The organism is Candidatus Omnitrophota bacterium (assembly GCA_041653595.1).
Classification (GTDB): Bacteria; Omnitrophota; Gorgyraeia; order Pluralincolimonadales; family Pluralincolimonadaceae; genus Pluralincolimonas.
Window position 1 is genome coordinate 21,191 of the sequence record JBAZFB010000014.1, and the last position, 16,871, is coordinate 38,061.

Consider the following 16,871-nt stretch of genomic DNA (forward strand, 5'->3'; position numbering starts at 1 on the left):
GCTAACGGCTTATCCTTTCGAATCCCGAACAACCGATGAACTCGATCTTATCCTCTTTCGCGACCTTGTCGAAAAGTAGGTTCAAGCCGAGGTTATCGCTTGAGATATGCCCGGCTATCACGATATTCAGGTGGCCTTTCTGGACATTCTTGAAATGCTCTTCGCCCAGGTGCATGCAGATTATCGTCCCGACGCCCGCGGCCTCGAGTTTCTCGAACATATCCTTCGGCCCCTCGGTCCCGCCGGTCATATCCACGAATATCCTGCCCGGCCTGTTCTTCGGCTCGCCGAAAAGTATCCTCGGGCCGGCGTTGCGTTTCGCCGCGTTCCTGTATTCCGGTATCTCCCTCAATATCTCGACCACTTCGGCCAATACTTCGGGTTTTTTGCCGTCAAAGATCTTCTGGAGATAGCTCGTGACATGGTTATCGGCCGGCGTATGGATGCACATCATCGGGATCCCGAGGAGTTTCGCGGCGTCGACCGCCCTCGTGTGGTTCCCGGCCAATACACGGCGCTCGACTTCCTTTATCCTGTCCCTCATGAGCCCTTCGGCGGTATTTATGGGAATGCCGAATTTGTACCAGATATCCGGCTGCATGTTCATCACTTCGTAAAAATTGGCCAGCGCGCTCCCCTCGGGATGATGCGCGAGCACGAGGTCTATCTTCTTGCCTTTTTCGTTCAACCTGTCGGCGAGCAATACCTCGCCGACTTCCATATCCACTCCGACAAGCGCTTTCTTTATCTCTGCCGAGCCCGCGCCGTTCAATACGCGCGTGTCCGCGTAGGGATTGGTAAGTTTTTCCTTATCGAAAAATTCTTTGTCCTTCTCCTTAAGCGACTCGTATTCTTTCCTGACCCTGGCGAGCGCCTTCGCGATCGCTTCCTTGCCGCGCGGGTCGGCGGCCATACCTTCCTTTACCGCGAAATCATATAATTTAGATAATTTCAATTTACCCTCCTGTGGTCTTATCGAAAAATGAGTTGTTTACTTCACCTTCGGAAGAGCTTTTGCGATTTCCGGGGAAGTCCTCGCTACGACCTGATATACGTTGGGCGCTATCTTCGCTACGTAGGGACCTGTCAGGGAACGCTCCTCGACCGACTTTACCAGGTAATCGACCCGGATGATGCCGAAGAACATGAAGAGCAGGCTCATCAGGACCGCGCCTCGGAATAAGCCCACCAGGAACCCGCCCCATTTATCTATCTTGTCGGCGAAAGCCAGCTTGACTATCTTGGTCAAGCCGAGGCTTACTAATTTCAAACTTAACATAGACAGTAAAATTAGTATTAAAAAAGTAGCTCCGTCGACATATTCCTGCGGGAGGGCCATGGTGGAATTAATGCGGCTTCCGATCAAGGAATAGAACTTGATCGAAAAAAAGAGGCCCATCAGGACGCCTATTATCCTGAAGAGCTCTTCGGAAAGTCCGTTACGCGCTCCAATATAACTCGTTCTAAATAAAAGGATTACGATCAGGACATCGACCCAATTAATACGCTGGAAAACTTCTGGCAAGATAATTCTCCTGATATTTGTAACCAAGTATATCACATAGGGTTAGAATTGTCAAGGCGGGGAAAATCGCTTTAATTTCTTTGATTACGGCATATTCGATAGGACATAAACAAGGACGTTTACTCCTATCTTGAAGGAATTTTCTATACCCTCTTCTCCGGCGCCTTCTCCGGAACCGATACCGGGGCCTTGGTTAGAAAGCTTTCCGAAATTATGACTTTGGGTCGGGATGTATCTTGTCCCGGGCCATCTGCCTCCATCCGCTTCCGTCCAACCGTCGCAAACGTCGCCGGTCGCCAGATAATAAACGACCATCCTATCGCCGTAATAGATCGCGTACCCTTCCGGCGGTAAATTTTTATATAAACCATCCGGCAGCCTATCGCCTTTAAAATCATAAAAAATATGATATATCGGGTGGCTCATCGGGACTTTTTGAAACTCGGAACCGGGAAGGATCTTTTTCATCTCTTTGTAAAGCGAGTCTTCGAAAGCTCCGCCTTTCGCATTATCGTTGACGATGAATAAAAAGCCGCCGCGCTTAAGATACTCCCGGATGGTATCCGCATCGTCCTGCGTAAAACTAAAAGCTTGATGGCCATTCATATATATCAACGGGTATTGAAATATCTTTCCCTTATCCCCAAAATTGATGGGCTGCTGGTCGATGGAAACTTTGATTTTCGTCCTCCTGCCGAACTCGTTCATTAAGTTCGGGATCGTCGAAGGGTCGTTATCCCAATCGGAGTAGGTAGAGATGGGAAAGGTGAAAGTGCCCTTTATCGAACCGCCGCTTCCGCTTACCTGGGCCTTTGAGGAGAAATCCAGCGTCGCGCGGGAGGATCTCGGGGATATCGCCTCTTTGCGCTCCCCCGTTTTCATCTCCCCGGGCACCAGCTCGGGGGTTTTGGCAATAGCCGGAGCCGGAAGTTCGAGAGGCCTGTCGACCGCGAGGGCTTTTTGTTCCGGCGTGGTTATCTCTTTCGTCGGCGAAGTGGCCGCCAACTGCGGCATTTTTACTTCCGGCTGGAACTTAGCGGTCCGCTGGATACTGACATTTTTTGTGGACAGTATTTTTCCTTCAAAGAACGTCTCTTTTGGCTGGGGCTTCATTACAATTATATGTCCAATGACCAGTAATACCGCTATATGGACAAACAGCGACACTGCAAAACTGCCGGATTTCTTGACCGTTTCCGGTATCGGCGCTCCCTGCTTTAATACCTTAACCTCTTCTGGCATCATCGTTCCTCGCTTTGATCTTTTACTTGTTGCTGATCTTTAAAATACGCTCTTCGGGAACAAGAAAAGATACCGACTTGATCCTCGCCGCGGCGCAGGCGTTTAAAACGTCTACTACCCTTTCATGCGAAACATCCGGGTCAGCGAATATTATGACCGGCTGTGTTTCGAATATCTTGGTCAGATCGGTCAACATCCCTACCAATTCGGGAAGGTCCTTTGATCCCGGGTCGCCGTATTGTTTCTCATTCACCATCACGCTGCCGTCCGACAGGACATTTACTATTACATCTTCCCCGATCTTTGCCTGTGTCTTGCTCGACACCGCTGGAAGATCTATGTTCAGCTGGGCCTCAGGCGCGGTGAAGCTGGAAGAACACATGAAGAATATCAGCAGAAGGAACACGCAGTCTATCATCGGCGCCATCTGGAACCCGGGCTCTTCGTTACCGCCCTTAAAAAATCTCATTTTCCCGCCTCATTTTTTTGGCTCTTCCTGATAGGTAGCAAACGATATATCCCAGATCCCGGCCGCGGCGCAGGCGCTCAAAACATCGAGGACCCTGCTATGCGGGACAGTCTTATCCGCCCGTATTACTATCATTTGTTTTATTCCGGTCCCGGACAATACGTTCGCGAGTTGTTCGGGCTCGTATATACCCTGGTTCATGATTATCGCCCCGTCAGCTTTAATATTTATTGAGACCTTCTGTTCCGCTCCTTCAGCGGCCCGGGATTGGTCCGCGACCGGCAATTGTATGCTTTCGACCGATTCCAATTGATGGAAATTGGATACGCACATGAAATATATCAGCAACAGGAATACGCAGTCGATCATCGGCGCCATCTGGAACCCGGGCTCTTCCTGCTCTCTTTTTGTGAATCTCATCTCTTTATCCCTTTGTCTTTCCGGCCAGCATCAGCGCGACCTCGCTGGCGTTTATCTCTATCTCCGTGGTTATCTCATTGGCCCTATTACGGAAATAAAAATAGAAAGCCATGACCGGGATACCTACGATCAACCCGAACGCGGTCGTGATAAGGGCTTCGGAGACGCCTTTGGCCAATAACGTCGGTTTGCCCAACCCCGACTGGAAGGCGATTACATTGAATGACGCGATCATGCCAAAAACTGTCCCGAGCAGGCCGAGCATTGGCGAGATCGTGCCTATCGATGAAAGGTAGCCTATCCTCTGCTGGAGACTCGTGGCTTCCTTGACGCCGACCATCGCCATGGAATCCTGGATGATCTGTAATTCCTGGCCGCTTTTTTCGAGCCCTGCCTGGATGACATTGGCCAGGAAACCTTTTCTCAGGGCGCCTAAATTTTTTGCCCCCTGTATATCCCCGCTCTTTATCGCCGTCTTGACCGCCGCCAGGTAATCGGCCGGCATCATTGCGGATTTGCGCAATACAATGAACATTTCTATTATCAGGGCCACCCCGAAGACCGAACATAATCCGATCGGGGGCATGCACCAGCCGCCGGCGACCCATGTATCCCATAATGTCATGGCTTTCGGCGTAGCCGTGGCGGCGGCATCTTCCGCCATCGCGGAAAACGCGAATAAAACCATTTCCGACAACAATGCAAAACCGAAAATCCTTACCGCATTTCTACGTGGCATCTTTCTTCCTCCCTTTTTCCAGTTTCTCCAGTTTAGCCTTCGATTTTCCGGCGAAATCGCTTTTAGGAAATCCGGCTATTATCTCCCTGTAAGTTACCAGCGCCTTTTCGTCTTCACCTAACTTCTCATAACACTCTCCGCTTTTAAATTTAGCATCCGCGACCAGATCACTTCTATCATAATAAAGCACCTCTACCCGTAGATAATCGACCAAAGCCTGCTCGTATGCGCCCAGGGCAAAATAGGATTCCGCGCTTCCGTAATAGGCGCCGGGACGGTTTGATTCATCTTTTGAACGTATCACCGCGTCGTAGATCTTGATCGCATTATCATGATCGCCTTTCCCGGATAAAAGAGCCGCTAAGTTCATCCTGGCCTTATTTACCGATCTGGCGTCCGGATAATCGCCGATGTAGCTATTATACAGTTCTATCGCTTTAGGGGTATCTCCCATTTTTACCTGGCAATCGGCTGCCTTAAAATAAGCCTCCTCGCCCCAGCTTAACCCCCCGTATTTTTGAATAGTATTTAAATAAAGCGGGTAAGCTTGTTCATATTTTTTAGCGAGATAATAATCCTGCGCCGTACGGAAAGAATCCGGCGCCTCTATCCTGAACCTGTCTATATTCGTTAACGGCACGATTATGACCGCTTTTTGCCCGGAGACCTCTATGCTTAATCCGTACCTGTCCGTCTTTAATATAGAACCTCTTATAACGTTGCCGTTCTTTAATATGATCTCGTCCTGCGCAAAAGATGAAGCACAGATGAATAAAAAGCAGATAAATAAGGGCTTAAAAAGCAATCTAAATTTCCTGGCTGTCATCGCTTTATCGCCTTTAACCTTTCCCGCGCCTTTTTCGCTTCTTCGGTTTTAGGGTAATTGGCTGCGAGTTTCTCGTATAAAGCTCTTGCTTCCTGCCTGTTTTCCAGTTTTTCCTGGCATTCTCCGGCCTTAAGCAGGGACTCGGCGGCCAATTCTTCGCGATTCGAATATAGTATGGCAACGCGCTGGAAGCTTGGCAATGCCTCGGCATATTTCTTTTGCAAAAAATAGCTGTCGCCTAATTTAAAGAGGGCCTCGGCGGATGTCTCATCCTTGTAATTATCTACGACATCTTTATAATATTTGACCGCTTCGCTAAGGATATCGCGGCTATAATAGGAATTCGCGATCCCTAATTTGGCCCTGCTTGCGTATTTTGTATCGGGATATCTGGATATTAATTCGCTGAAATCTCCGATCGCATCCCGCCATGACTTTAATTTCAGGTAGGCTTGGCCCCTCCCGAATAAAGACACTTCGGTAAGCGCGTCATCTTTATATTTGGTCAATATATCGTTGTAAAATTTAACGGCTTCCGGTCCATTATTCGCTTCGAGCAAGACTTGGCCGATGATATAAGCGGCATTTCCGGAGGGAGGCGTATCGGAAAAACCGTCATATGACGACAGTAATTTCTGCACGGTCTTGGCGGCATCCGGCGAATTTCCGGAAATAAGGTACAGGTCTGCGAGGCAACTGTATAATTCCGCCAAGATGGCCTTTTGTTGGGAATGTTTTTTCGCTAATTCCTCAAAAGCCGCGATCCCTTCACTGTATTTCTTCTGGTTCAAATAGATATCGTAGATCCTGCCTATGACTTCAATGGCTAAAGGACTGGTCGGGTTCTTATCCAGGAAAATTACCAGCTCGTTCAACGCCTCCTCCCGTTTTGCGGAATAGAGATAACTTACGCTGAGCCGGTACGAAGCGGCTTCTATCGCTTCGCTTTGGGGGTATCTCTCGACCAGTTTCTTATAATACTCGGCGGCTTGGGCGTATTGCCTGTTATTAAAATATATATTCCCGATCTCATACGTAGCGGCCGGCGCCAATTTGTTTTCCGGATAGCTCTCTATGAATTTATTAAAATAGGCCAGCGCTTCACCGGACTCTCCCGATTTGGAATAACACCACCCTATATTATAGATCACATTATCTATATACTCCAACTTAGGGAACTTCTCTTCGATCATCTTATAGAGCTTCAGCGCTGAGGCATAATTATTCTGGGTCGCGAAGACATACGCCAACCTGAAAGCGAATTGCGGCGCTGACGGCCCGTCCGGATACGTCTTTAGATATTCCTTATAGGCCTCTTCCGCCTTAGCGTAGTCATTAAGGCTAAAGTAGCATTCCCCTAATCTCGACAGGTTCTTTTCGATAGACCCGGCGTCTTTGGATTCCGCAAGCTGCTTTTTATAAAATCCTATCGCCTCTTTGTATTCTCCCCTTTCATAAAAGGATTCTGCTATGAAGAAATTTACATCAAGTTTTTGCGCCCCCTTCGGGTCAAGGCGCGCGTAATCTTTAAATGCCTGGACCGCCTCGTCGACCTTTTTTTGTTTTAAATAAGCGATGACCAACAGGTGGCGCACGTCTTTTATCGACTCGCTTCCGGGGTATCTTTCCAGAAAATCCTCGCATACTATCCGCGTCTCATATATTTTGCCCTGTTCATAATAAGCCAGCCCCATTTGATACCTGGCGAGTTCTTCCAAATTTGTTTTTTCCCCGAAGATCTCGCTCTTGGGTCTTACATTGCGGAAAAATTCCACCGCCTTGGGATAATTCTTGACCTTAAACGCGATCTCGCCCAGGTTAAAACAGGCGTCGTTTCCCATCCTTGAGTCCTTGGGGATCGTCTTGAAAGTATCCACTGCCTTTTTATATTTTCCCTGCTCTTTATAGATACTGGCCAGCATGAATTTGGCGTCTAAGGCCCTCGGATCGGCCGGATAACCTTCGATCATTTTTTTAAAAAATGTGGCCGCTAAATCCAGTTTATCCCGCTTGTAATAAACACATGCCCTGCTAAAGATCACATCGGGGACCCTGGACCGGTCTTTAGATAATGCGGCGCTATAGAACGAATCCGCCAGATCATCTTTTCCCATCCTTAAATAACATTCCGCCAATCCAAACTGGACTTTCGGCATCAAATCTTTCAAATATGAAAAGTCTTTGTTGATCCTATTAAAATTCGCTTCTGCACGCTGGTATTCGCCGGTTTCCAAAAAAGCGAAGGCCTGGTCATAAATGGCATACGGGAGAAATTTGCTGTAAGGATATTTATTTATTAAGACCTGGAAAGTTTTAACAGCGCTGTCGAATTCGCCGTTATTTAAAGATTTTTCTCCTTGGGAAAATAACTCGCTGTCTGTTTCGGCGCCTGCTGAATTCATGGAACTGAATATCGTGAAAAAAATCAATATCGCAGATAAAAAGAATTTTACCATTCCCAATCGATAGTTCCATCCTCTTTTTCTTTTGGCGTCTCTTCCTTCGGCGCCTCTTCCTTCTTAACTTCCTCTTGAGAGACCGTCGATTGTGTTATTCCTCCGCCAAGGATCCCCACTTCCACATCGTCCCATAATATAACGCCCGAGCTTCCCGGAGAGGCTACAAATTCTAAAGATACGCGTCCATTTACCGCATTTTCCGGGGCACTTCCTTGAACGGATATCAGATGCCAGGTATCAGGCGACATATTACTGTCAAAATGCGGGCTCCGTACCACCAGGTCATTCAACACGGCCCCGTTGGTATTCAACCATTCTATTTTTACGAGACCGTAAGAACTGCCTTTAAGGCGGTCTTTACTCGGGGTATACATATAACAATTGATTTGGTAGGTCTTTCCTTTTTCTATAGGCGCCGCAAAATTTTGATATATACCGCCGATCGCCCACGACTTAAATGAGTATCTGCCGCTATGCGCGGCCAGTTCTGAACGCTCGCTGTTTTGGTGGAACCATCGCAACCAATACCGGATAGCGTCGTAATCTCCGGCCGCGCCGGGATTTTTGTTCCCCAGGGTCTCTTCGAAACTGCCATTTAGGATAAGGTTCTCTGCGGAGGAGGAGGCGAGAAAAAAGGAAAGATAGCACAAGGTGATCAAAAATATCTTAAAATAACTCTTTGGCATATTCACCGCCTATTTGACTAAATATACCACACAAAACAAGAAAAATAAAGGCAAAAAATAAGGTCGCGGTTGCCCACGAGGGCATTATTTTTATTCGTTATCCATGTTCGGCCTATTCTGGGATTATTTTTTCAGGACTTCCTTGAATTTCTGTGTAAGTGCAGGGACGATCTCGTTTAAATCGCCTACTATGCCGTAGGTGGCAACTGTAAATATCGGTGCTAGAGGGTCCTTATTTATCGCGATGATGATATCCGAGGACGACATGCCGGCCAGATGCTGTATCTGCCCGGATATGCCGCAGGCAAAATATATCTTCGGGCAGACGGTCTTTCCTGTCTGGCCCACCTGGTGCGAGTACGGTATCCATTCGGCGTCAACGGCCGAGCGCGAGGCGCCGACAGCCCCGCCCAATACCTTCGCCAAGTCTTCAATGATCTTGAAATTTTCCGGCTTTCCCAACCCCCTGCCGCCAGAGACGATTATGTTCGCCTCGGTGAGGTTAGCCGTAGTTGATTCCTCTTCTTTTATCTCCAGCAATTTCGTGCGGGAATCGTAAAGGTTTCCCGGATAACTCTTCTTTACTACCTGGCCGGCCCTAGCCTTGTCGACAACGGCTTCCTTGAAGACCTTGTGGCGGACCGTCGACATCTGCGGCCGGTAATTCTCGCAGACGATCGTTGCCATGATATTCCCGCCGAACGCCGGGCGGGTCTGCAAAAGCAATTTCTTCTCTTTGTCGATGGCCAATCCGGTGCAATCCGCGGTCAGCCCTGTATAAAGTTTCACCGCGACGCGCGAAGCGAGTGACCTTCCGATAGAGGTCGCGCCGTAAAGCAATATCTCCGGCTTGAATTCTTTTACGAGCTCGACGATGACATTGGTATAAGGCTCGTCCATGTAATTTTTGAGTTTCGGGTCCTCGACGAGATATACCTTATCCGCGCCGCGGGAGAATAACTCATGGGTTTTGCTTTCCATGCCGTCGCCGATCAGGATGCAGGCGAGCTCTGTGCCGAGGTCATTGGCGAGCTCCCTGCCTTTTCCGAGGAGTTCGTATACGACGCTCTGGACATCCCCCTTCTTCTGCTCGGCGAATACCCAGACGCCCTTGTAAGCGCTAAGGTCCGCCTTAGGCTCGACCTTACAGGTGGTAAGCTCTATAGCCTTGAACTTGCACGTCGCCACGCAGGCGCCGCAGAGCGTACACTTCCCGAAATCTATGACGGCCTTCTTATCCTGCATGGTTATCGCGGCGAACGGGCAGCTCTTGACGCACAGCGTGCATCCCGTGCATTTATCGAGTAAAATACGTATTGAACATTCCCGGGGATTACTTTGGTCTGCCATTTATGTCTTTCCTGCCGCGACTACCATGTCTTTTAACGCCTCGACGAGTTTAGCCACGACCTCATTGGTCTCGCCCTGCAATATCTGCCCGCCTGTCCTTTTTGGCGGCGTAAATACTTTCTTGACGACGGTCGGGGAACCCTTCAGCCCGAGTTTCTCCGGTTCGGCGTCGATATCTTTCGCCGTCAGCGTCGTCACCGGCGCCTGTTTGGCGCGTATCTTCCCTTTTAACGAGGGAAGCCGCGGGATATTTATCTCTTTTACGACGGTGATAAGGCACGGCAGCGGGGTCTCGATGACCTCGAATCCTTCCTCTGTCATCTTCTCGAACCTCGCCATATTTTCTTTTATCTCTTCCGTCTTCTTTACGTATGTGACCTGCGGAATATCGAGGGTGGCGGCTATTCCCGGCCCGACCTGCGCCGTGTCGCCGTCTATCGCCTGCTTTCCGCAGATTATAAGGTCGAATTTGCCGAGCTTCTGTATGCCCTTCGCGAGAGTATAGCTCGTCGCCCATGTGTCAGAGCCGGCGAACGCGCGGTCGCACATAAGGGCCATCTCGTCGACGCCCATAGAAACCGCCTCGCGCAGCGCCTCTTCGGCCTGTTTCGGGCCCATGCAGATGACCGTGATCTTACCGCCGAGCTTTTCCTTGATCCTGAGCGCCTCTTCAATGGCGTACATGTCGAAAGGATTGACTATCGACTGGACGCCCTCGCGCATCAGCGTATTGGTCTCGGGATTGATCCTTATATCCTGCGTGTCAGGGACCTGTTTTATGCAGACTATGATATTCACCCCACACCTCCTACTTTCATTCTCAGCGCTTGCATTATATAGAGATGTGCGGGGTTCACTTTCTTAACTGCTCTTTCAGCACTTCGAGCGCTATTATGTTCCGTTGTATCTGGTTGGTGCCTTCGTAAATCTGGGTTATCTTAGCGTCGCGCATGTACTTCTCTACCGGGTAATCGCGCATGTAACCGTAACCGCCGAGTACCTGGATCGCGTCGGTCGTGACCTTCATAGCGGTATCCGACGCGAATAACTTCACCATCGCGGATTCCTTCGAAACATCCCTCGCTCCCGAATCTACCATCCTCGCAACGGCATAGGTCAGCGCGCGTGCCGCCTCTATCTGGGTAGCCATGTCCGCGATCATGAACTGGAGCCCTTGGAACGACGAAATCGTCTTGCCGAACTGCTTACGCTCGCGCGAATATTTTACCGCGTGGTCGAGCGCGCCCTGCGCTATGCCGACTGCCTGCGCCGCGACGCCGGGGCGCGACTTGTCGAAAGTCTTCATCGCGACTATGAAACCCATGCCCTCCCGCCCGAGCAGGTTATCTTTATGGACCTTGCACTCATTGAATATGAGTTCGCGGGTCGCCGAAGCGCGGATGCCGAGTTTCTTCTCTTTCTTTCCGAAATCAAAACCGGGGGTACCTTTTTCGACTATAAAAAAGCTTGCGCCGCGCGCGCCCTTCCCCCTGTCGGTCATCGCGATGACCGAATATATCTCCGCCTCTCCGCCGTTGGTTATCCACTGCTTGACGCCGTTCAGGACGTAATAGTCGCCCTCTTTCCTTGCGGTCGTGGATATGGCGCCCGCGTCAGAGCCGGCGCCGGCCTCGGTCAAAGCAAAAGCGGCAAGTTTCTTGCCGCTGGCTATGTCAGGAAGGTATTTTTGTTTCTGCTCGTCATTGCCGAACAATATTATCGGGTATGTCCCGAGAGCGGTCGCCGCGAAGCATATCGCGATGCCGCCGCACGCGCGCGAGAGCTCCTCGGTCACGAGACAAAGCTCCATCGCGCCGCCGCCAAGCCCGCCGTATTTCTCCTCTATATATACGCCGCAGAGGTCGGACTCGGCCATGACCTTCATTATATCCCACGGGAAGGTCTCTTTCTCGTCGTGCTCGGCAGCGACAGGCGCTATCTTCTCTTTGGCGATCTTACGCGCCAGGTCGCGCACCATTATCTGCTGTTCGGTCAATAAATAATCCATCTTATCACCTCTTATTGTGTTTTACGGAAGGAATTTCTTTACGGCGATGCACGCGTTGTGCCCGCCGAAGCCGAAGGCATTCGATATGGCGACGTTCACCTTGGCGCTTCTCGCCTTATTAGGGACGTAATCGAGATCGCAATCCGGATCCGGGGTCTCGTAATTTATAGTGGGCGGGATCATATCCTCTTGTACGGCCTTAACGCTGGCAATGAACTCTATTCCGCCGGCCGCGCCCAAACAATGCCCGGTCATGGATTTGGTGGAGCTGACCGGGATCTTATATGCCTGTTTTCCGAATAATTTCTTTATGGCGAGCGTCTCTATCTTATCATTCAACTCGGTCGATGTGCCGTGGGCGTTTATATAAGAGACGTCCTCAAGCTTTAACCCGCCGTCCTGTAGGGCCAGTTTCATGCACATCGCTGCGCCCTCGCCATTCGGGTCAGGCGCGGTCATATGGTAAGCGTCACCGCACATCCCGTAACCGGCGACCTCGGCATATATCTTCACGCCGCGTTTTTTCGCGTGCTCGATGGATTCCAATAGCACGATGCCGCTGCCTTCGCCCATTACGAACCCGTCGCGGCCCTTATCGAACGGCCTGCTCGCTTTCTCAGGCTCGCTATTCCTCTTCGAGAGAGCCGTAAGGGCGCAGAAACCGCCCACACCCGTCTCGACGATAGCCGCTTCGGTGCCTCCGCATATCATCATATCCGCGTAGCCGTGCTGGATAAGCCTGTATGCCTCGCCTATCGAATGGTTCCCGGTAGCGCACGCCGTGGCGACGCAGGAGTTCGGACCTTTTATCCCGCACGATATCGAGATCTGTCCGGGGGCCATATTTACGATAAGCATCGGTATGAGGAGCGGGCCGAGCCTTGAGGGGCCCTTCTCCTTCCATATGAGGGTCTGGTCCTGGATGACTTTTAATCCGCCGATGCCGGAACCGACAAGGACCCCTATGCGGTACGGGTCTTCCTTGGTTATATCCAGGCCTGCGTCCTCCATGGCCATCTTCGCGCCGTAGACCGCGAACTGCACAAAGCGGTCCATCCTCCTCAGCTCCTTAGCGCTGGTTATATACCTGGAGGGATCGAAGCCCTTGACTTCGCAGGCGAATTGGCAATCGAAACCCGTTGGATCGAAGTGGGTTATCCTGCCCGCGCCGTTTTTACCGGCGAGGAGGGATTTCCACAATTCGTCTTTGGAATTTCCGACAGGCGTGACGGCACCAAGGCCGGTTACGACTACTCTTCTGTTATCCATAAAAAAACTTAAGGACTATCCCCTTGTGGGGTTAGGCCTTGCCCGCCCTTTCTTCTATATACTTGATGGCCTCTCCGACGGTCTTCATCTTCTCGGCGTCTTCGTCGGGTATCTCGGCCTTGAACTCCTCTTCGAGGGCCATGACTATCTCTACCGTATCAAGCGAATCCGCGCCCAGGTCGTCGATGAACGTCGCCTGGGGTGTGACTTCTTCAAGTTTTACGCCTAATTGTTTCGCTATGATCTCTCTTACTTTATCCGCTACAGCCGACATGTACTCCTCCTTTTTGGGTTGACTACATGACCATTCCGCCGTCAATCTTGATTACCTGTCCTGTTATGTATGACGACGCGTCAGATGCCAAAAACATAGCCAGTTGCGCTACGTCGCTTGCCTTACCGAATCTATTTAAAGGGATGTAGGACAACATCTGGGACTTGACGTTCTCGGGAAGCTTTGCGGTCATGTCCGTTTCGATGAAGCCCGGAGCTATCGCGTTGACATTGACGTTCCTCGATGCCAGTTCCTTTGCGACGCTCTTTGTTATCCCTATTATTCCGGCTTTCGAGGCCGCGTAATTGGCCTGTCCGGCGTTGCCCATGATGCCGATTATCGAAGCGATCGACACTATCTTTCCGTACCTCTGCTTCATCATAACCTTGGCAAGCGCCTTCGTGCAATTGAATGTGCCCTTTAGGTTTACGGCAATTACGGAGTCGAAATCCTGTTCGCTCATCCGCACGATCAGGGCGTCCCTGGTTATGCCTGCATTGTTAATCAGTATATCGATTTTCTGAAATTTGTCAAGCGTCTTATTGACCATATCCTCGACCTGGGAGAGGTTTGTGACGTCGACGACAAAAGTCTCCGCCTTGCGGCCCAGAGCCTCTATCTCCTTCCTGGTGGCGTTAAGCGCCTCCTGGTTTACATCACAAATGACGATGTCCGAGCCCTCTTTGGCGAATGCCAGGGCTATCTCCCTGCCTATCCCCCTTGCGCCGCCGGTTATCAGGCTCACCCTGTCCTTAAATATCATATCAGCCTCCTATCGCTTCTTTAACTGCTGCGACGTCCGCCGCGGTCTCTACGTTCAGGCACTCGAGCGCCGGGTCTATCCTTCTTAAAAGCCCTGCCAGGACCTTGCCCGGCCCCACTTCTATATATCTTTTAATACCCTGGCCTGCCAAAAACTTTATCGAATCCTCCCAAAGGACCGATGACTTGACCTGCGCGACCAGGTTGGCCTTTATCTCCCCGGGCGATGACTCATATCCCGCGTTTACGTTCGTGACCACTCTTATCTTCGGGGACTTTATCTCTATACTGTCTATCTCCGCCTTTAAACTCTGGGCGGCGGGCTCCATCAGCCCCGAGTGGAAGGCGCCGCTTACATCAAGAGGTATGACCTTCCTGGCTCCCCTTTCTTTAGCGAGGTTCGAGGCGACCTCGACCTTTTCTTTGGCCCCTGAGATGACTATCTGGCCCGGGGAATTAAGGTTGGCTATCTCCACACCTGTCTCATCGCATACTTTTTTGGCCTCTTCGAGGGAAAGGCCTATTACCGAGGCCATCGTGCCGGGATTCCGGTGCGACGCCTCTTCCATGAACTGCCCGCGTTTCCTCACGAGCGCGACCGCGGCCTCGAACGCGAGCGAGCCCGCGGCGACGAGCGCCGTGTATTCCCCCAGGCTCAACCCGAGCGCGGCTTTCGGGACGAGCTGCCCGGAAAGCGGCGATGCCGATTCGAGCGCCCTCAGGGCCGCGATAGACGCCGTCAATATCGCCGGCTGGCAGATATCCGTGCGCGTCAATTCTTCCTTCGGCCCCTCGAAACAGAGTTTTGTTATATCGAAGCCTAATATATGGTTTGCTTTTTCGAATATGACTTTAGCGGCGGGAAACTGTTGGTATAAGTCCCGGCCCATGCCGACATACTGGGCGCCCTGGCCGGGGAAAATTAGAGCGAAGTCTACCATTCTATTATGCAGGAGCCCCATACAAAACCGCTTCCGAAAGCCACCAAAAGGACCTTGTCGCCTTTTTTGACGCGGCCTTCCTTGACCGCCTCGAAAAGGGCGACGATAGCGGAAGCGGCCGACATATTGCCGTACCTGTCGACATTCACGAAGACCTTCTCCATCGGTATCTTCACGCGCTCTAATACCGCCTCTATTATCCTTATGTTCGCCTGGTGCGGTATGACGCAATCTATGTCTTTCGCGGTTAACCCGGACCTATGCAGGACCTTTGAGCACGCGTCGGTCATGACGCGCACCGCATTCTTGAATACATCGTTGCCCTGCATCTTAAGGAAATGCATGCCTTCGGTGACGGTCTTGTGCGAGGCCGGATGGACCGACCCGCCCGCCGGGCACATCAAAAGCTGGCTCTTTGTGCCGTCGGCCCCCAGGTAGGAAGATATGATGCCGCCTGATCTTACGGGCGCTATTACCGCCGCCCCGGCGCCGTCGCCGAACAGGACGCAGGTATTACGGTCCTTCCAGTCCGTAAAACGCGAAAGCAATTCCGCGCCGATAACGAGCACGTTCTTGTACATGCCGCTTTCGACGAACTGCTGGGCTATCGTCAATTCATGTATAAATCCGGAACATGCCGCGTTTATGTCGAAACATGCGGCATTGACCGCGCCCAGTTTCGCCTGGACGATGCAGCTCGTCGCGGGAAAAGGCATATCCGGGGAGATGGACGCCAATATTATAAGTTCCACATCCTTGATCTCGAGTTTTGCGTCCTTCAATGCCATCCTCGCGGCGTTCACCGCGAGGTCGGATGTGACCTCTTTCTCGTCCGCTATCCTGCGCTCGGAGATGCCGGTTCGCGTCCTTATCCACTCATCCGAGGTATCGACCAGCTTTTCGAGGTCGGCGTTGGTCATGACCTTCTTGGGAAGATAAGCGCCCAGGCCGGTGATCCCGGCGGTTATCCCTGTGCGCTTTTTTGTTGTCTTGGATTTTGGTGTCATGAAATTTTTTTGACTGACTCGAGGATATGCTGGTTAACTTGATGTTCGACGAACGCGCCCGCCACCCTGATCGCGTTCTTTATGGCTTTCGCCGAAGAACGGCCGTGGCTTATGATGCAGATGCCGTTGACCCCGAGTAACGGCGCTCCGCCATGCTCGGCGTAATCCATCTGCTTCTTGACCGCCGTGAACGCCGAGGCGGTAAGCAGCCCGCCGAGTATCCTGAGCGGGTCTCTCTTGAGTTCGTCTTTTATGAATGAGCCTATTGTGCTGGCTATGGATTCGGCGACTTTCAGGACGACATTGCCGGTGTAGCCGTCGCAAACGATTACGTCGAATTTCCCTGCGAATATGTCCCTTCCTTCGGCGTTGCCCTGGAAATTAAGTTTGCTCGATTCGAGAAGCAGGTGGGTCTCCTTCAGGAAATCCGGGCCCTTGTTCGATTCCTCGCCTATATTCAAAAGCCCGATCGACGGGTTTTCCTTCCCCAATATATGCCTGACATAGACATCGCCCATAATGCCGAAGCCCATGAGATGCGAGGGTTCCGGATTTATCGTCGCGCCGCAGTCTATCATCACGATCGGCCCTTTCATGGAAGGAAGCAGGACCGCGATCCCGGGCCGCTCGACGCCCGGAAGGCGCCTTAACGACATTATAGCGGCGCTTACGAACGCGGCTGTGTTGCCGGCTGAAACGACCGCGTCGGCCTTGCCTTCTTTGACCAGGTCGGTCGCTACGCATATCGAAGAGTCTTTTTTGTTGCGCGCGCTTGTCGCGCCGGGCTCGTCCATCCCGATCACTTCGGAGGCATGGTGTACCGTGACTCCGGTCGGGACTGAGCCGGCCTTCGAAAGCTCCTCGTCTATCCTTGCCTTGTCTCCGACTATCACG

At 51.4% G+C, this 16,871-nt stretch carries 18 protein-coding genes; all 18 read right to left on the reverse strand.

The genetic code is table 11. The features are described from left to right. Nucleotide 1: 1 nt before the first annotated feature. Complete coding sequence (locus WC317_06145; GenBank protein MFA5339704.1) at nt 2–955, reverse strand: NGG1p interacting factor NIF3; 954 nt, start codon at nt 953–955, stop codon at nt 2–4. Between the two features lie 36 nt (nt 956–991). Next, on the reverse strand, nt 992–1,525 hold the full coding sequence (locus WC317_06150) for a CvpA family protein (protein ID MFA5339705.1): 534 nt from the start codon (nt 1,523–1,525) through the stop codon (nt 992–994). 84 nt (nt 1,526–1,609) lie between these two features. Further along, nucleotides 1,610–2,770, reverse strand: coding sequence for a DUF4159 domain-containing protein (locus WC317_06155; protein MFA5339706.1), 1,161 nt, complete (start codon nt 2,768–2,770; stop codon nt 1,610–1,612). A 19-nt stretch (nt 2,771–2,789) separates the two neighbouring features. After that, nucleotides 2,790–3,236, reverse strand: a complete 447-nt coding sequence (locus WC317_06160) for a biopolymer transporter ExbD (protein ID MFA5339707.1) — start codon at nt 3,234–3,236, stop codon at nt 2,790–2,792. Nucleotides 3,237–3,245: 9 nt separating this feature from the next. Further along, nucleotides 3,246–3,656 (reverse strand): biopolymer transporter ExbD, encoded by a 411-nt coding sequence (locus WC317_06165; protein MFA5339708.1) that lies wholly within the window; start codon nt 3,654–3,656, stop codon nt 3,246–3,248. A 4-nt stretch (nt 3,657–3,660) separates the two neighbouring features. Next, complete coding sequence (locus tag WC317_06170; protein ID MFA5339709.1) at nt 3,661–4,395, reverse strand: MotA/TolQ/ExbB proton channel family protein; 735 nt, start codon at nt 4,393–4,395, stop codon at nt 3,661–3,663. Then, nucleotides 4,385–5,221, reverse strand: a complete 837-nt coding sequence (locus tag WC317_06175) for a tetratricopeptide repeat protein (GenBank protein ID MFA5339710.1) — start codon at nt 5,219–5,221, stop codon at nt 4,385–4,387. The genes WC317_06170 and WC317_06175 overlap by 11 nt, the downstream gene beginning before the upstream one ends. After that, nucleotides 5,218–7,677: a tetratricopeptide repeat protein gene (locus WC317_06180; protein MFA5339711.1), complete on the reverse strand. Its 2,460-nt coding sequence runs from the start codon at nt 7,675–7,677 to the stop codon at nt 5,218–5,220. Before WC317_06180 ends, WC317_06175 begins: the two co-directional genes overlap by 4 nt. Next, entirely contained in the window at nt 7,671–8,366 is a 696-nt protein-coding gene (locus WC317_06185) for a hypothetical protein (GenBank protein MFA5339712.1), read from the reverse strand. The genes WC317_06180 and WC317_06185 overlap by 7 nt, the downstream gene beginning before the upstream one ends. Before the next feature lie 123 nt (nt 8,367–8,489). Further along, nucleotides 8,490–9,716, reverse strand: a complete 1,227-nt coding sequence (locus WC317_06190; protein MFA5339713.1) for an electron transfer flavoprotein subunit alpha — start codon at nt 9,714–9,716, stop codon at nt 8,490–8,492. After that, nucleotides 9,717–10,514: an electron transfer flavoprotein subunit beta/FixA family protein gene (locus tag WC317_06195; protein ID MFA5339714.1), complete on the reverse strand. Its 798-nt coding sequence runs from the start codon at nt 10,512–10,514 to the stop codon at nt 9,717–9,719. It abuts the gene before it with no gap. 55 nt (nt 10,515–10,569) lie between these two features. Then, on the reverse strand, nt 10,570–11,724 hold the full coding sequence (locus WC317_06200; GenBank protein MFA5339715.1) for an acyl-CoA dehydrogenase family protein: 1,155 nt from the start codon (nt 11,722–11,724) through the stop codon (nt 10,570–10,572). Between the two features lie 21 nt (nt 11,725–11,745). Beyond that, nucleotides 11,746–12,993: a beta-ketoacyl-ACP synthase II gene (gene fabF / locus WC317_06205; GenBank protein MFA5339716.1), complete on the reverse strand. Its 1,248-nt coding sequence runs from the start codon at nt 12,991–12,993 to the stop codon at nt 11,746–11,748. Between the two features lie 31 nt (nt 12,994–13,024). Beyond that, the gene (gene acpP, locus WC317_06210) at nt 13,025–13,267 is read right to left on the reverse strand and encodes an acyl carrier protein (GenBank protein ID MFA5339717.1); all 243 of its coding nucleotides are present in this window, start codon (nt 13,265–13,267) and stop codon (nt 13,025–13,027) included. A 22-nt stretch (nt 13,268–13,289) separates the two neighbouring features. After that, nucleotides 13,290–14,030, reverse strand: coding sequence for a 3-oxoacyl-[acyl-carrier-protein] reductase (gene fabG / locus WC317_06215; protein MFA5339718.1), 741 nt, complete (start codon nt 14,028–14,030; stop codon nt 13,290–13,292). 1 nt (nt 14,031) lies between these two features. Continuing rightward, complete coding sequence (fabD, locus tag WC317_06220; protein MFA5339719.1) at nt 14,032–14,970, reverse strand: ACP S-malonyltransferase; 939 nt, start codon at nt 14,968–14,970, stop codon at nt 14,032–14,034. Beyond that, nucleotides 14,964–15,977 (reverse strand): beta-ketoacyl-ACP synthase III, encoded by a 1,014-nt coding sequence (locus WC317_06225; protein ID MFA5339720.1) that lies wholly within the window; start codon nt 15,975–15,977, stop codon nt 14,964–14,966. The genes fabD and WC317_06225 overlap by 7 nt, the downstream gene beginning before the upstream one ends. Continuing rightward, a partial coding sequence (plsX, locus tag WC317_06230; protein ID MFA5339721.1) for a phosphate acyltransferase PlsX occupies nt 15,974–16,871 on the reverse strand: 898 nt, incomplete at its 5' end. The genes WC317_06225 and plsX, both read right to left, overlap by 4 nt.

Coding starts and splice junctions, on each gene's coding strand:
- WC317_06180 (MFA5339711.1), bottom strand. CDS start 7,677: ATGGTAAAATTCTTTTTATCTGCGATATTGATTTTTTTCACGATATTC.
- WC317_06175 (MFA5339710.1), bottom strand. CDS start 5,221: ATGACAGCCAGGAAATTTAGATTGCTTTTTAAGCCCTTATTTATCTGC.
- fabG (MFA5339718.1), bottom strand. CDS start 14,030: ATGATATTTAAGGACAGGGTGAGCCTGATAACCGGCGGCGCAAGGGGG.
- WC317_06165 (MFA5339708.1), bottom strand. CDS start 3,656: ATGAGATTCACAAAAAGAGAGCAGGAAGAGCCCGGGTTCCAGATGGCG.
- WC317_06200 (MFA5339715.1), bottom strand. CDS start 11,724: ATGGATTATTTATTGACCGAACAGCAGATAATGGTGCGCGACCTGGCG.
- WC317_06225 (MFA5339720.1), bottom strand. CDS start 15,977: ATGACACCAAAATCCAAGACAACAAAAAAGCGCACAGGGATAACCGCC.
- acpP (MFA5339717.1), bottom strand. CDS start 13,267: ATGTCGGCTGTAGCGGATAAAGTAAGAGAGATCATAGCGAAACAATTA.
- WC317_06170 (MFA5339709.1), bottom strand. CDS start 4,395: ATGCCACGTAGAAATGCGGTAAGGATTTTCGGTTTTGCATTGTTGTCG.
- WC317_06190 (MFA5339713.1), bottom strand. CDS start 9,716: ATGGCAGACCAAAGTAATCCCCGGGAATGTTCAATACGTATTTTACTC.
- fabD (MFA5339719.1), bottom strand. CDS start 14,970: ATGGTAGACTTCGCTCTAATTTTCCCCGGCCAGGGCGCCCAGTATGTC.
- WC317_06155 (MFA5339706.1), bottom strand. CDS start 2,770: ATGATGCCAGAAGAGGTTAAGGTATTAAAGCAGGGAGCGCCGATACCG.
- WC317_06185 (MFA5339712.1), bottom strand. CDS start 8,366: ATGCCAAAGAGTTATTTTAAGATATTTTTGATCACCTTGTGCTATCTT.
- fabF (MFA5339716.1), bottom strand. CDS start 12,993: ATGGATAACAGAAGAGTAGTCGTAACCGGCCTTGGTGCCGTCACGCCT.
- WC317_06160 (MFA5339707.1), bottom strand. CDS start 3,236: ATGAGATTTTTTAAGGGCGGTAACGAAGAGCCCGGGTTCCAGATGGCG.